The organism is Plantibacter lichenum, from assembly GCF_050587525.1.
Classification (GTDB): domain Bacteria; phylum Actinomycetota; class Actinomycetes; order Actinomycetales; family Microbacteriaceae; genus Plantibacter.
Genome location: NZ_JBOBFT010000009.1, coordinates 150,847 through 166,235, shown reverse-complemented (window position 1 = coordinate 166,235; position 15,389 = coordinate 150,847). Strand labels below are relative to the sequence as shown.

The following is a 15,389-nucleotide window of genomic DNA, read 5'->3' as shown; positions in this document are numbered from 1 at the left end:
GAATGTCGCGAGGCGACGGGACTTACTTCTTGCCCTTGGCCCGACGCTCTGCGCGGTTCACCGGAGCGGCCTCGGGAGCTTCGGTCTTCTGACCGAATGCACCGCGAGCGGCAGGGGCTTCAGGAGCCTTCGCCGCTTCACCGGACTCGTTCACGACCGTGGCTTCGCGCTGCAGACGCTGAGCGCGCTCCGTGGCGGCCTTCTCAATCTGGCCACGCTGGTTGCGCACTTCCACGCCGCCTTGCTCGCTCGGAGCCGAGTAGCTGAGCTTCTCGTTCTCCGGCGTCTCCTGGGTGAGTCCGCGTGCGCTGATCGCGGGCGCCTCGGCGCCATCGACGGCATTGACTTCGACTTCGAGGTTGAACAGGAAGCCGACGCTCTCCTCACGGATCTGCCCCATCATCTGCTGGAACATCGCGTAGCCCTCGCGCTGGTACTCGACGAGCGGGTCGCGCTGCGCCATGGCGCGGAGGCCGATGCCGTCCTTGAGGTAGTCCATCTCGTACAGGTGGTCGCGCCAGCGGCGGTCGATCACCTGGAGCACGACGCGACGCTCGAGTTCACGCATCGCGGTCTCGCCGAGGGCCTCCTCACGGTTGGAGTAGGCGAGCTTCGCGTCGGACAGGATCTCGCGGCGCATGAAGTCGCGGTTGATCCGCCCCTTGGCACCCGCCTCCTGGACGACCTCGTCGATCGTGAGACCAACGGGGTACAGCGTTTTGAGCTCGGTCCACAGGGCGTCGAAGTCCCAGTCGTCGCCGTTGCCCTCGCCCGTGTGCTCGTCGAGCACCTCGTCGATGACGCTCTCGAGGAACTGCTGAGCACGGTCGTGCAGATCATCGCCCTCGAGGATGTGGCGGCGGTCCGAGTAGATCGCTTCGCGCTGGCGGTTGAGGACGTCGTCGTACTTGAGGACGTTCTTGCGGATCTCGGCGTTGCGAGCCTCGACCTGCGACTGCGCACTCCGGATGGCGCGGCTGACGATCTTCGATTCGATCGCGAGGTCGTCCGGCACGTTCTGGCGGCCCATGAGGCTCTCTGCGGCACCCGCGTTGAAGAGGCGCATGAGGTCGTCCGTGAGCGAGAGGTAGAAGCGGCTCTCACCGGGGTCGCCCTGACGGCCGGCACGACCACGCAGCTGGTTGTCGATGCGGCGCGACTCGTGGCGCTCGGTGCCGAGGACGTACAGCCCACCGGCCTCGACGACCTTGTCCGCTTCCTCCTGCACCTCTGCCTTGACGGCTGCGAAGACGTCATCCCAGGCCGCTTCGTACTCGTCAGGCGTCTCCGCGGGGCTCAGGCCCTTGGCGTTCATGGCGGCGACGGCGAGGAACTCGGCGTTGCCGCCGAGCATGATGTCGGTTCCACGACCGGCCATGTTGGTGGCGACCGTAACGGAACCGAGGCGTCCCGCCTGCGCGATGATGGCGGCTTCGCGAGCGTGATTCTTGGCGTTCAGCACCTCGTGCTTGACACCCTTCTTCGCGAGGAGACGCGAGAGGTATTCGCTCTTCTCGACGCTCGTGGTGCCGACGAGGACGGGCTGGTCCGCCTTGTGGCGGAGCACGATGTCCTCGACCACCTGCGCGAACTTCGCCTCCTCGTTCTTGTACACGAGGTCGGACTGATCGATGCGTTGCATCGGCTTGTTCGTGGGGATCGCGACGACGCCGAGCTTGTACGTGGACATGAACTCCGCTGCCTCGGTCTCGGCCGTACCGGTCATGCCGGAGAGCGTCTCGTAGAGGCGGAAGTAGTTCTGCAGGGTGACGGTGGCGAGCGTCTGGTTCTCGGCCTGGACGGCGACGCCCTCCTTGGCCTCGATCGCCTGGTGGATGCCCTCGTTGTAGCGGCGGCCCACGAGGATGCGGCCCGTGTGCTCGTCGACGATGAGCACTTCGCCGTTCATAACGACGTAGTCCTTGTCCTTCTTGAACAGGGCGCGCGCCTTGATGGCGTTGTTGAGGAAGGAGATGAGCGGCGTGTTCGCGGACTCGTAGAGGTTGTCGATGCCGAGGTAGTCCTCGACCTTCTCGATGCCGGGCTCGAGCACGCCGACGGTGCGCTTCTTCTCGTCGACCTCGTAGTCCTCGCCCTCGTCCAGGCGGAGCGCCAGCCTGGCGAACTCCTGGAACCAGCGGTTGGCCTCGCCGGAGGCGCGGCCGGAGATGATGAGCGGCGTGCGCGCCTCGTCGATGAGGATCGAGTCGACCTCGTCGACCACGGCGAAGAAGTGGCCGCGCTGGACCATGTCCTTGGCCTGCCACGCCATGTTGTCGCGCAGGTAGTCGAAGCCGAACTGGTTGTTGGTGCCGTACGTGACGTCCGCCTCGTACTGCTCGCGACGCTGCTCGGGGGTCTGGCCCTCGAGGATCACGCCCGTCGTCATGCCGAGGGCGCGGAAGACGCGGCCCATGAGCTCGGACTGGTAGGTGGCCAGGTAGTCGTTGACGGTGACGACGTGGACGCCCTTGCCCGCGATCGCGTTGAGGTAGGCGGGAAGCGTCGCGACGAGGGTCTTGCCCTCACCGGTCTTCATCTCGGCGATGTTGCCGAGGTGCAGGGCCGCGCCGCCCATGACCTGGACGTCGAAGTGACGCATCCCGAGCGTGCGGCGAGCCGCCTCACGGACGGCCGCGAACGCCTCGGGGAGGAGGTCGTTCAGGCTCTCGCCGTTCTCGTGCCGCTCGCGGAGCTCGACCGTCTCGTTCTTCAACTCGTCGTCGCTCAGCGAGGCGAAGTCGTCTTCGAGGGCGTTGACCGCCTTCGCGTAGTTCTGAAGCTTCCTGAGGATGCGACCTTCGCCGACACGAAGGATCTTCTCTAGTGGTGAGGCCACGAATTGCTCTCCATTACGGGTTCCTGGGGCGATGCCCCGTCCGGCCGACGGCACGAACTCCCTGCTCCGATCTCGGGGCAGTCCTCCCCACATGTTACCGGGGAGTCGCTTGGACGGAGGCTGTGTATCCACAACTCTCCGGGAACAGTCGCGACCAGGGGTTCCCGCGGCGATCCGGACGACCGCGCGAAACCGATTCCGACGACGACGCGATGCGTGGCAGACACGGATTCGACTGAGGCACGGCGTAGAGTCGACATGAATCAGTACACGGTATGCATTTTGGAGGCTCTGGTGTCCGTCAGACTCGGGTTGCTCGCGATCCTCGCCCAAGGCGACTGCTACGGCTACCAGCTCCGAGGTGAGTTCGAGCGCCGCACGGGCGTCGTCGATTCCCTGAACGTCGGCCAGACGTACGCCACGCTCGATCGACTCGAACGCGACGGACTCGTCGAACGCGGCGTCGCGAACACCGAGGGACACGTCTTCTACCGGATCACCGATGCGGGTCGCGCCGTCGCATCCGGGTGGCTCATGACCGCGGACTCCGCCGTCCGCACCACCCGCGACGAGCTCGCCGCGAAGATCGCCATCGCCGCGACCCTCCCCGGCATCGACGTCGTCGAGGTCGTCGCCGCAGAGCGTGCCGCCGCAGCGGACCGGGTGGACCGCGCCACGATCTCCGCGTCCGCACTCGATGCCTTCGAGGCACACGGCGACGAGGGACTCCGACCACCCGGGGAGCGCATCGCCGCACGCATCGTCGCCGACGCCCGACGGTTCCGCGCGGAAGCCGAACTCACCTGGCTCGATCACGTCGCGACGATGCTCGACGCCGCCGGGCCCGACACCGCCCGTCTCCCGCTCGAGACCGACACGCCACGACGCGGCCGCCCGGCGAACCGGACGACCGCGTCGATGCCCTGAGCGGGCGGGTGCTGGCTCCTAGGAGCCGACGACCTGTTCGTCGTCGAGGCTGATCACGCCGTAATCCCAGCCCTTGCGGCGGTAGACGACGCTCGCGCGCTCCGAACCGGAATCGATGAAGAGGAAGAAGTCGTGCCCGACGAGCTCCATGCGGTCGACGGCGTCCTCGACGGACAGCCACTCGGCGGGGAACTCCTTGGTGCGGATGACGACCGGCGTGTAGGCCGCATCCTCCTCGTGCTCGTCCGTGATCGTCGCGACGCTGCCCGTGGAGACCTGCTCGATGAGCTCGGGGTCCGCGGCGACGATACCGACGTTCGTGAAACCGTCGGTGGTCGCGGCGTGGAGCGACGTGCGCTGCTTCCCGCGATGCACCTTCTTGCGATCCTTCGAGCGTCGCAGCCGTTCGAGCAGCCGGGCGAGCGCAAGATCGAATGCAACGTACTTGTCCGATCCGGTGGACTCTGCCCGCACGAGCGGTCCTGGTCCCACGAGGGTGAGTTCGACTCGGTCTTCGCCCTTGCGCCCGTGGGCGTCGTGGTGGCGGGAGACCTTGATCTCGAGTGACAGCGCCTGCTCGGCGAGGTGTGAGATCTTCTCTGACTTCTCGTTCGCGTACTCGCGGAAACGATCCGTGATTCCGAGTCCCAGTCCGACGATGTTGATGTCCACGTTCGACCTCCTGATCCGGCTGACCGCCCGGTCTGGGGCGGTCCTTTCACGCCTGTCCTGCCACCGTAGTGCCCCAGCCTGCGGAAGTCATCAGAGTTGTGAGGTTCAGTGCTGAACGTGCGGCGAGTCGGCCCTCGCGAGGGCCGCGACGGCGATCACCGAAGCCCCCGCGGCGCTGAGCGCGCGGACCGCTTCTGACGTGGTCGCACCCGTTGTGACCACATCGTCGACGAGGACCACCGAGCGATCCGCCGCGCCACGGGCCTCGAGCGCGCCGTCGAGGTTCTCGAGGCGGCCGGCCCGGTCGAGGCCCCGCTGGTCGGCCGTGCGCCTGGTCCATCGCAGCAGGCGCGTCCCTCGCAGACCGGCCCGGTCGAGGAGGCGGTCGACGGGGTGGAATCCGCGACGGACGGCAGCGGTGCGCGAGGCGGGGACGGTGACGAGCTCGATGCCGGGAGGCGGCGCGGACCGGTCGGCGGCGAGATCGAGCGCGTCCGCGACGGCGCCGAGCAGCAGGGTCGACAACCACGCACCGAGATCGAGGCGACCCTCGTCCTTGTACGCCCGCACGACGCGGCTGACGACGGGCCCGTAGGCGGTCGCCGCGCTGGCCGGGATCCCGTCCGGCGCCGACCATCGCACGAGCGGCCCGAACGATGTGGTGCACGCGCCGCACAACGGGGTGTCCGTCTCGCCGCACCCCGCGCACGCGACAGGGAGGACGAGGGCGGACGCATCGCGGACCGCTCGTGAGAGGGTTGCGGCGAACACGGCGTGCTTCGAGGGCGACATCGATCCAGCCTGAACGATGCGGTTCCCCGCCGGGCGGTTCACGCCGCCTGTGGACGATCACCCGCACCGAGACCAGCTGTGGAGGAGCCGACGACTCGCGCCGGACGGCCGCGTCCAGCGGGCCGAGGGCTCAGTCCGGCGAGCCGAGTTGCGTCGCGATGAACCGCACGCCCTGATCCGCGACCTGCCACGCTGAGCCGCGCGGCAGCATGACCTTGCCGTCGCCCGTGAGGGCGCGCAACTGGTTCGCGCCGTTGCCGCCCACGAGTCCGACCACGTCGTCCAACGGCGTGATGGGCGTCGACTTGCCACCCACCTGTTGGCTGACCATCGTCGTATCGCCGTTCCCGTCGGCGACGAGTGCGGCGACCGTCAGATCGTCGACCCACGTCACGCTGATCGGATCACCCGTCATGCTGCGGAGGTCGATGACGTCGCCCAGCTTCGCGGGAGAATTCCGATCGCCTCGGATGATCGCTGCCGCGACGAGGCGCACCTGGGTGCCGTTGCGGATGAGCGCCACGAGTCTCGTGCCCTCACGCGACACCTGCAGAGATTCGATGGAGGAGGCCTCCGGCCAGCTCGTCGCCACCTGCACCGTCGCTCCGGTCTCGTCGTGCGCCTGCAGGGCCGCCGGGGCGTTCTCCGGGACGGTCCAGGTGAAACCGTAGGGGTCCATCGTGGGCGGGATGAGTCCGGGGCGCGCATCGACGACCCGCTGGTCGCCGCTCGAATCGATGACCGTGACGCCCGCGGGCGACAGCACCGCCGCCTGCCGGTGGTCGGCGGAGAGGACCGCGGAACTCGGGCCCGCCGCCACGACGGGGCCTGAGATGCCCGGCACGGCTTCGAGCGCGGTCCCCGACGCGAACCCGAACTCGTCGCCGCGGAGGACGAGCGCGCGGGAGTCGACGCGCGGCGTCGCGAGGCTGAGCGCCGCGACCGGTTGTGTGCTGTTGCCGTCGATCGTGATCGCAACACTCGACACGGCCGCCACACCGCTCACACTGCCCGAGAGCTGCACGAGGCTGCTCGTCAGCTGCAACTGCATCCGTTGGAGCGTGACGGCGTTCGCCTGCAAGGCAGGCCTCGTCAGATCGACCTTCGCCTGACCGACGTCGACGGGAACGGCATCGCTCGTGAGTGCGCTGCCCTCCGGGAACGCGGTCGCTACGGCGCCCTTCAACCATTCGCTCGGGCCGTCGAGGAGCGCGTTGACGATCCTCGTCGCCGTCGACGCGCGCGACGGGAACCACCGCTGATCCGGCACGAGCCGCGAGAAGCTCGGATCGAAGAAGCTCAACGAGTACGCGGCGAAGACGTCCGTGAACGCGGAGGACTCGAGCACGATCCCGGACGGCGCCTTCGAGATGCGCCACTCCCCCTTGACCTGCTTGAACTCGAACGACCAGCTGAGCTGAGCGGAGTTCTCCGACTCGCGGTATTCGCCCCGCTCGTCGACCGCGGCGACGGGGGTCACGGAGAGCTGGGCAGAGGCGTCACCCGTCATCGAATAGGTCCGTGCGCCCGTCCGGTCGATCGTGACACCGGCGTCCGGGTTCCAGTCGGAGCGGATCGAGGAGTCGAGGAACTCTCGGGCGATCTCGTAGTTGTTCTGGGGGCTCGCGGCGGCGTCGACGAAGCCGTGGAGGATCTGCTCCGGCGTCGCCCCGGCCGCGGGGCCCTGCGCGACGAAGTTGACGTCGATGTCGGCTCCACCGGAATCGACGGTGCCTCCCGCCTCGACGGAACCGGACCTCGGGATGCCGACGCATCCCGTGAGCACCACCGCCGCGGCGAGCGGCAGCGCGAGCAGGTGTGCGATCCGCCACTTACGCATCGGCGTCTCCTCGGGTCTTCGGACGGGTCCTCGCCGGTCGGTCCATCCGGTCGAGGAAGGAGTCGTGCTCATCGAACTCGATCCCGATCGTCGTGATCGATCCGGACTCGGGGATCCGCAGTTCGTCGACGACGGACTCGAGCGCGTCCTCCGGCGGCAGACTGAGCGGCGATCGGACGATGCCCCCGCCGACTTCGCGGGGCAGCGTGAGACGGAAGGACGAACCGGCCCCGAGCTCCGACCAGACCTCGAGCCGCCCGCGGTGCAGCGACGCGTCCTCGAGCGAGATCGCGAGACCCAGCCCCGTCCCGCCGATCGTCCGCTTCCGCGACGGGTCAGCGCGCCAGAACCGGTCGAAGACGCGCTCCGTCGCCTCCGCGCTCATGCCCAGCCCGTAGTCGCGCACGGCGAGCGCAACGGCGCTCTCGTTGCTGTCGACGGACACCACGATGGGCCGGCCCTCGCCGTGCTCGATCGCATTGCCGATGAGGTTGCGGACGATGCGACGAATGCGCCGGGGGTCCATCGGGACGGTCGAATAACCGCCGGGGGCGACGAGCCGGATGTCCGAACCGGTGGGGTCCGCGAGCGGCTGGAGCTCGGCGATGACCTCCTCGGCGAGATGGACGAGGCTGATCTGTTCGAGGTCGAGTTCGATGCTTCCCGCGTCGTAGCGGCTGATCTCGAGGAGGTCGGCGAGCAGGATCTCGAAGCGGCCCACCTGATCGTGGAGGAGCTCCGCCGTCCGCTCGGTCGCCGGCGGGAAGGTGTCCCGCTGGTCGTAGAGGACGTCGCCGGCGAGGCGGATCGTCGTGAGCGGCGTTCGGAGCTCATGGGAGACATCGGAGACGAACCGCTGCTGCACGAGCGAGAGTTCGGCGAGCTCCTTGATCTGGGTCTGCATGCTGTCCGCCATGCCGTTGAACGAGCGCGCGAGCGTCGCCAGTTCGTCCTCGCCCTTCTCCGGCATGCGGACGTCGAGATTGCCGTCGGCGAGGCGTTGGCTCGTCTCGGCGGCCGAGCGGATGGGCGTCGCGAGGAACCGCACGACGAGCCACGCGGCGCCGCCGACGAGCAGCATGAGGCCGACGCCCGCGAGGAAGAGGGTGCGCTGCACGAAGCCGAGCGTCTGCTCGGAGTCGCGCAGGTCGTAGCCGAGGTACACCTGGTAGGAGCCGGCGGAGGGCATCGTCACCTCGGAACCGACGACGATGCCGGCCGACGTCGACCCGTCGGAGGCGGTGAGGGTGACCGACTGCCACCACTGGTCGTCCGGCTTCTTCTGCACGGCATCGCGCAACGATTCGCTGACCACGCCGCCCGCCAGACCCGGAGCTTCGAACCCGGGCGGGGCGACCGCACTGTAGTCCTGGCCGGGCGCACGGTACGCGGCGATGAGACGGCTCGCGGAGGTGGCCTGGAGATCGCTGCGCACGGCGCTCATGAGCTGTTGCAACGCGACGCGTTCCGTCGCGTCCGAGGCGTCGAGGATGCCCTGGGCCGACGTCATCGCCCGCCCGCTGTCGCTCAACGCCTGCTGCAGCCGGGATTGGAACAGGTCGTTGCCGATGCTGAACGACAGGTACGCGCCCGTCAGCAGGATGGCGAGCCCGGAGAGGCCGACCGTGATCGCGACCGTGCGGAACTGCAAGGACCGCCGCCACTGCCCGGCGATGCGGCCAGGCCACGATCGCCAGTCGCTCCAGTCCGGCGCCCAACCGGCGAGCCGGGAGGCCACGACGGCTGCCTATCCCGTGACGGCGCCTGCGCGGTACCCCACACCACGCACCGTCATCACGATCTTGGGGTTGTCCGGATCCTCTTCGACCTTCGCGCGGAGGCGCTGGACATGGACGTTCACGAGGCGGGTGTCGGCCTTGTAGTGGTAACCCCAGACCTGTTCGAGCAGCATCTCGCGGGTGAAGACCTGCTGCGGTTTGCTCGCGAGCGCGAGCAGGAGGTCGAACTCGAGCGGGGTGAGGCCGATGATGGCGTCGCCCCGGCGGACCTCGTGCCCAGCGACGTCGACCGTGAGGTCTCCGATGCGGAGGGACTCGCCCACGTCGGCAGCCGGCGCCCGCAGACGCGTGCGGATGCGTGCGACGAGCTCCTTCGGGTTGAACGGCTTCACCATGTAGTCGTCCGCGCCCGACTCGAGCCCCTTGACGACATCGGCGGTGTCCGACTTCGCCGTCAGCATGATGACCGGCACACCGGACTCCTGGCGGATGAGGCGGCACACCTCGATGCCGTCGATGCCGGGGAGCATGAGGTCGAGCAGGACGAGGTCCGGCTTGGTGTCGCGGAACGCGGCGAGCGCCCCGGCGCCGTCCGCGCAGAACGATGGTTCGAAGCCTTCAGTGCGCAGCACGATGCCGATCATCTCGGCAAGTGCGGTGTCGTCGTCGACGACGAGGATGCGTGCGTCCATAGCTCCGTCTCGATCGTGACCGGTCGGCTGCGCTGCCGATCGGTGTCCGTGCGTCTTGGCTCAGCGTAGTCGAAGTGTCCGTGACCTCCCTGCTTCATGGCTCCGAGAGGCCCCGATGTGACACGATGGAGGCGTTCGACGACGGCGAGGGGGTTCGACCTGTGAGCACAGGCGATGGCTGGAGCGCTCCGGGAGGATCCGGGGACGACGGGGCGCGTGCAGAGGGGCAGCGGACGCCGACACCACCCGTTCCGCCCGCCGCACCGGCACCTCAGCCGCAGCAGGGGTATCCGCAGCAGCCGCCGCAGTACCAGCAGCCGCCGGTTCCGCAGTACGGGCAACCTCCCCAGCAGTACGGGCAACCTCCCCAGCAGTACGGGCAACCCGCTCCGCAGTACGGGCAACCCCAGTACGCGCAGCCCGCTCCGCAGTACGGCCCGCCGACGTCGGCGCCGACCGCCGCCTACGACGCCAACCCGTACGCGCAGCCCGGTTTCGCTCCCGGGCCGCAGCAGCAGGGCTGGGCGCCGCCACCCAAGCCAGGTCTCATCCCGCTGCGCCCGCTGGCCTTCAGCGACCTCTTCTCCGCGCCCTTCCAGGTGCTGCGCCGCAACCCGAAGGCGACGTTCGGCAGCGCCCTCCTCATCCAGGGCATCGCCTCCGTGATCTCCGTCGTCATCATCGGCCTCGTGACCTGGATCGCCGTCTCCCGCATCTCCCAGGCCGCGCCGGAGGACCAGGACCAGGTCGGCGCCGGAGCGACCGCCGCGATCATCGTGTCGTTCCTCATCCCGCTCGCCATCTCGATCGTGGGCGGCGCGTTCCTGCAGGGCATCATCGCGCAGGAGGTCGCACGCGCGACCCTGGGCGAGAAGCTGCGCCTCGGAACGCTCTGGAAGCTCACGAAGGGCCGGTTCGGAGCCCTCGTCGGCTACACCTTCCTCATCATCGGCGCATTCGTGGTCTTCGCGGCCGTGTTCGTCGGGATCGGCTTCGCCTTCACGACGCTCGGCGACGCCGGCATCGTGCTCGCCGTCCTGACCGGCATCGCGGGCGTCCTCGTCCTCATCGCCGCGTACGTCTGGATCGGGACGAAGATCTCGCTCGCGCCGAGCATCATCGTGCTCGAACGCAGTGGCGTGTTCCCGGCGCTCAAACGGTCGTGGCAGCTCACCGACCGCTTCTTCTGGCGCACCTTCGGCATCCAGTTCCTCGTCGCATCGGTCGTCTCCGTCGTGTCGCAGGTCGTCGTCCTGCCGGTGAGCCTCCTCTCGAGCTTCGTCCCGTTCTTCTTCATCGGGACGGGCGACGAACAGGTCATGATCATCGCGACGATCGTGGGCCAGGGTCTGACCATGCTCGTGAGCGTCGTCATCGGCGCCGTGACGATCGTCATCACGGGCTCCGTCGCCTCGGTCATCTACATCGACCTGCGGATGCGCAAGGAAGGCCTCGACATCGATCTCACGCGCTTCGTCGAGGACCGCGCCGCAGGCCGGCCGACGCCGGAGAGCCCCTACGAGCGCACGACGACGAACCGCTCCGGCGGCTGGAACGCGGGCTGGACCACTCCCACCGCATGAGCCCCATCGCAGCCCTCCACCTCGCGCGTCTCGACGTGCCGCTCGTTCCCGACGCCCCGGACGCGCGCGACCTCGTGCAGCGAGAGCTGGCCAAGCCCGAGTACGCGACCTCGAAGCCGTCGCTCTGGGACATCATCTCGAAGGCCTTCTGGGACTGGATCAACTCGCTGCGGGTACCTGACGGCGGCCCGTTCTCCTCGCTCTTCCCGGTCATCGTGATGATCGTCGTGGTCGTGGCCGTCGTCATCGCGTTCCTCATCTGGGGCGTTCCACGGCTGAACCGTCGCAGCCGCCTCCAGACGGAGCTCTTCGGCGAGAACGACAGCCGGACCTCCGACGAACTCCGCAGGGCCGCCAGAGCCGCCGCGGCGAACGGCGACTGGACGCTCGCGATCGAAGAGCTGTACCGGGCGACGGCGCGCGGGCTCTCCGAACGGACGATCGTCACGGTCATGCCGGGCACGACGGCGCACGGCTTCGCGACGAGGGCGTCGACATCGTTCCCCGCCGAGCAGGGCAGACTCCACACGGCGGCGGACGCGTTCGACGCCGTCCGCTACCTCGGCGCGGTCGGCACGGAAGCACAGTACCTCGACCTCGACGCCCTCGACCGGTCGCTCGCCGCGTCGTCCCCCGCTCAGTTCGAGGAGCCGGAGGCGGTGTCGGCATGACCACGACCGGCCCCGACACGACGCACCGACCGGACGCTCCCGGCGAGCGGACCGGAACGACCGGTGCGTCCGGTGCGTCCGGTGCGTCCGACTCGTCCGGTGCGTCCGACATCGCCCGAACCGCCACCCCGACCGTCCGGACGAGCGCGAGACGAGCCGTCTTCTGGATCGCCGCAGGCGTCTTCGCGCTCGTGATCGTCGTGGTGCTCATGTTCGCATCGCGCGGCGCATCGATCGACGCCACGCTCCTGAGCGCCGGCAACTCCACCCCGAACGGCGGACGTGCTCTCGCCCAGGTGCTCCGCGACCAGGGCGTCGACATCGTCGAATCCGGCACGCTCGCGGACACGATCTCGGCCGCGGACGACGCGTCGGACACGACCGTGCTGCTCATGGACCCGTCCGGGATCCTCACGACCGAGAAGCTTCGCGACCTCCAGAACAGCGGTGTCGCCCTCGTCGTCGTGACCCCGCGCTCCGACGCCCTCCGCACGCTCGCCCCAGGCGTCTCCTTCGGCGGCGAGACCGCCCAGGAGGACGTGCTCCCCGCATCCTGCAGCCTCCCCGTGGCGGAACGCGCAGGGGACGTCACGGGCGGCTGGACGCTCTACACGCACGACGTCCCCGGCGCAGAGGGCTGCTTCACCGGTGAGAACGGTAACGCCGGCGTCGTGTCGATCGACGACGGCCGGACCACGATCGTCGGATCCGCAGACGCCCTCACCAACCGGTTCCTCGCCGAGCAGGGCAACGCCGCACTCGGACTCGGGCTCCTCGGCGGCACGCACCGCCTCGTCTGGTACGTGCCGACCCTCGCGGACGTGGACGCCGAGACCGGCCCGAGCCTGACGGAGCTGACGCCCGGCTGGGTCACGCCCGTGACCGGGATCCTCGTCCTCACCGCCATCGCGGCGATGATCTGGCGCGGTCGCCGCTTCGGCCCCCTGGTCATCGAGAACCTGCCCGTCACCGTCCGCGCGAGCGAGACGATGGAGGGCCGCGCGAGGCTCTACCAACGCTCCTCCAACCGCGGCCGCGCGCTCGACGCCCTGCGCATCGGCACCGTCTCCCGCCTCGCCACGGCCGTCGGCCTCTCCCGGCACGCGAGCGTCCCGGAGGTCGCAGCCACCGTCGCCGGCCTCACGGGCCGCGACCCGCGCATCGTCCGTGCCGTCCTCCTCGACGCCCACCCGCGCTCCGACGCGGAACTCGTCTCCCTGTCCGACCAACTGCTCGACCTCGAAGCGGCCACCAGAAGCGCCATCGACCTCACCGAGAGGACCACTCCATGACCGACAGCCCCCTCCACCCCGACGATCTCCGCCGCACACTCGCCCAGGTGCGGCTCGAGGTCGGCAAGGCCGTCGTCGGGCAGGACGCGGCCGTGACCGGGCTCGTCATCGCGCTCCTCGCGAAAGGCCACGTGCTCCTCGAGGGTGTGCCCGGCGTCGCGAAGACCCTGCTCGTGCGGGCTCTGAGCCAGGCGCTCAGCCTCGACACGAAGCGCGTCCAGTTCACCCCCGACCTCATGCCGGGCGATGTCACGGGCTCGCTCATCTACGACGCGAAGGCAGGCGAGTTCGAGTTCCGGCAGGGGCCGGTGTTCACGAACATCCTGCTCGCCGACGAGATCAACCGGACGCCGCCGAAGACGCAGTCCGCACTGCTCGAAGCGATGGAGGAGCGTCAGGTGAGCGTGGACGGATTGTCCAAGCACCTGCCGGACCCGTTCATCGTCGCAGCCACCCAGAACCCCATCGAGTACGAGGGCACCTACACGCTCCCGGAAGCACAGCTCGACCGCTTCCTCCTGAAGCTCGTGCTCGACGTCCCTGAACGCGACGTCGAGGTCGAGGTGCTCCGCCGACACTCTGCAGGATTCAGCCCTCGCGATCTGACCGCGGCGGGCGTCACCCCCGTCATCAGCGCGGCTGAGATCCGTGCAGCGCAGGCGGAGGTCGGGAAGGTCGGCGCGAGCGCGGACGTGCTGTCCTACATCGTCGACCTCGCCCGCGCGACCCGGCGCAGCCCATCGGTCCGCCTCGGCGTGAGTCCCCGCGGGACCACGGCGCTCCTCGCGTCCGCGAAGGCCTGGGCGTGGCTGAGCGGCTACCAGTCGATCACCCCCGACCACGTCCAGACGATGGTCCTCCCGGTCTGGCGCCACCGCATGCAGCTCCGTCCAGAAGCGGAGCTCGAAGGCGTTTCGGTCGACGCGATCCTGCGCTCGATCATGCAGCAGGTCCAGGTGCCCATCTAAATGGCCCTCACGGGGAGGATCGTCGCACTCATCGCCTTCGGGGTGGTGCCGATCGTCGTGTTCGGCGTGCTCACGGGCGATGCCGTGACACCGTTCCTCGGCTGGCTCGCCCTGTGCCTCGTGCTCGCCGTCATCGATCTCGCCCTCGCCGGCTCGCCCCGGCAGATGGCGCTCGCGAGGACGCTGCCGGGTCGGGTGCGTCTCGGCGAGCCCGCGACGAGCGTCCTGTACCTGACGAACCGCGGCGGCCGGACCGTGCGTGGCCTCGTGCGCGACGGCTGGCAGCCGTCCGCCGGTGCTCCCCGCGGGCGGTCCGCGGTGACGATCGCCCCCGGCGAACGACGGTCGATCACCCTCGTGCTCACCCCGTTCCGTCGCGGCGAACGACGCGTCGAACAGGTGACGATCCGCTCCAGCGGGCCGCTCGGACTGCTCGCGAGGCAGGCGACGCTCGACTGCCCCGGCCGACTCCGCGTCCTGCCGCCGTTCACCTCGCGGAAGCATCTGCCGAGCCGCATCGCCCGCCTCCGTGAACTCGACGGCGCCACGAGCGTCATGGTGCGCGGGCAGGGCACCGAGTTCGACTCCCTCCGCGAGTACGTGCGCGGCGACGACGTGCGATCGATCGACTGGCGCGCCACCGCCAGACGCGGCGACGTGATGATCCGTACCTGGCGGCCGGAACGCGACCGGCGCATCGTCATCGTGACCGACACCGGACGCACGTCCGCAGCGCGCATCGATGACGAGCCGCGCATCGACACGGCGTTCGAATCCGCTCTGCTCCTCTCGGCGCTCGCGACGCGTGCCGGCGACCGCATCGACTACCTCGCCTACGACCGCCGCGTCCGAGGCCGTGTCCAGGGAGCGACCGGCGCAGAGCTGCTCTCGCGCCTCGTCGACACGATGTCGGTCATCGACCCGGAACTCATCGAAACGGACTGGAGCGCGATCCCGGGACAGGTGCGGCAGATCACGAGCCAGCACGCCCTCGTCGTCCTGCAGACCTCGATCGATGCGCCGGGGGCCGCCCGTGCGCTCCTCTCGGTGCTCCCCCAGCTCACGCAGCGCCACACGGTCATCGTCGCGAGCGTGACCGATCCAGCGACGATCGACGCCACCTCGGCGCGCGGCAGCCGCGAGGCCGTCTACCGTGCGGCGGCAGCCGAGCGATCGCTCCTCGACATCGAACGGGTAGCGGCTGCACTGCGCCAACTCGGCGCCGAGGTCGTCACGGGCTCCCCAGCCGACCTCCCGCCGGCCCTCGCCGACCGCTACATCGCGCTCAAGGCCGCCGGTCGCCTGTGACCCCGAGCGCATCGCGCTCGCGCGAGTGCGTTGCCATGCCGTGGGCGCGCCCCTGCCCGAACCCGC

General features: G+C 69.3%; 12 protein-coding genes. 6 read left to right on the top strand and 6 right to left on the bottom strand.

The features are described from left to right. Positions 1-22: 22 nt before the first annotated feature. Positions 23-2,839: a preprotein translocase subunit SecA gene (secA, locus tag ACQ3HB_RS13820; RefSeq protein WP_430920645.1), complete on the bottom strand. Its 2,817-nt coding sequence runs from the start codon at positions 2,837-2,839 to the stop codon at positions 23-25. 294 nt (positions 2,840-3,133) lie between these two features. Here secA and ACQ3HB_RS13815 point away from each other — a divergent pair, with 294 nt between their 5' ends. Continuing rightward, the gene (locus tag ACQ3HB_RS13815; protein ID WP_430920644.1) at positions 3,134-3,766 is read left to right on the top strand and encodes a PadR family transcriptional regulator; all 633 of its coding nucleotides are present in this window, start codon (positions 3,134-3,136) and stop codon (positions 3,764-3,766) included. An 18-nt stretch (positions 3,767-3,784) separates the two neighbouring features. Here ACQ3HB_RS13815 and hpf read toward each other — a convergent pair whose 3' ends face one another. The 5 genes from hpf to mtrA form a co-directional block, all read right to left on the bottom strand. Beyond that, positions 3,785-4,438 carry a ribosome hibernation-promoting factor, HPF/YfiA family gene (hpf, locus tag ACQ3HB_RS13810; protein WP_430920643.1) on the bottom strand — a complete coding sequence of 218 codons (654 nt, stop codon included), beginning with the start codon at positions 4,436-4,438 and terminating at the stop codon, positions 3,785-3,787. Positions 4,439-4,543: 105 nt separating this feature from the next. Further along, on the bottom strand, positions 4,544-5,230 hold the full coding sequence (locus ACQ3HB_RS13805; protein WP_430920642.1) for a ComF family protein: 687 nt from the start codon (positions 5,228-5,230) through the stop codon (positions 4,544-4,546). A 130-nt stretch (positions 5,231-5,360) separates the two neighbouring features. Next, positions 5,361-7,070: an LpqB family beta-propeller domain-containing protein gene (locus ACQ3HB_RS13800; protein WP_430920641.1), complete on the bottom strand. Its 1,710-nt coding sequence runs from the start codon at positions 7,068-7,070 to the stop codon at positions 5,361-5,363. Next, a complete protein-coding gene (mtrB, locus tag ACQ3HB_RS13795; protein ID WP_430920640.1) occupies positions 7,063-8,808 on the bottom strand; it encodes an MtrAB system histidine kinase MtrB in 1,746 nt (581 codons plus the stop codon). Before mtrB ends, ACQ3HB_RS13800 begins: the two co-directional genes overlap by 8 nt. Positions 8,809-8,817: 9 nt before the next feature. After that, entirely contained in the window at positions 8,818-9,501 is a 684-nt protein-coding gene (mtrA, locus tag ACQ3HB_RS13790; protein WP_430920639.1) for an MtrAB system response regulator MtrA, read from the bottom strand. Between the two features lie 161 nt (positions 9,502-9,662). On the opposite strand from mtrA, the gene ACQ3HB_RS13785 reads away from it, so the two are divergent. The 5 genes from ACQ3HB_RS13785 to ACQ3HB_RS13765 are packed head-to-tail and all read left to right on the top strand — an operon-like array spanning position 9,663 to position 15,323. After that, positions 9,663-11,084 carry a DUF7847 domain-containing protein gene (locus tag ACQ3HB_RS13785; protein WP_430920638.1) on the top strand — a complete coding sequence of 474 codons (1,422 nt, stop codon included), beginning with the start codon at positions 9,663-9,665 and terminating at the stop codon, positions 11,082-11,084. Continuing rightward, positions 11,081-11,755 (top strand): DUF4129 domain-containing protein, encoded by a 675-nt coding sequence (locus tag ACQ3HB_RS13780; RefSeq protein WP_430920637.1) that lies wholly within the window; start codon positions 11,081-11,083, stop codon positions 11,753-11,755. The genes ACQ3HB_RS13785 and ACQ3HB_RS13780 overlap by 4 nt, the downstream gene beginning before the upstream one ends. Continuing rightward, complete coding sequence (locus ACQ3HB_RS13775; protein ID WP_430920636.1) at positions 11,752-13,047, top strand: DUF4350 domain-containing protein; 1,296 nt, start codon at positions 11,752-11,754, stop codon at positions 13,045-13,047. Before ACQ3HB_RS13780 ends, ACQ3HB_RS13775 begins: the two co-directional genes overlap by 4 nt. After that, a complete protein-coding gene (locus ACQ3HB_RS13770) occupies positions 13,044-14,015 on the top strand; it encodes an AAA family ATPase (protein ID WP_430920635.1) in 972 nt (323 codons plus the stop codon). The genes ACQ3HB_RS13775 and ACQ3HB_RS13770 overlap by 4 nt, the downstream gene beginning before the upstream one ends. After that, entirely contained in the window at positions 14,016-15,323 is a 1,308-nt protein-coding gene (locus tag ACQ3HB_RS13765) for a DUF58 domain-containing protein (protein WP_430920634.1), read from the top strand. Positions 15,324-15,389 lie beyond the last annotated feature (66 nt).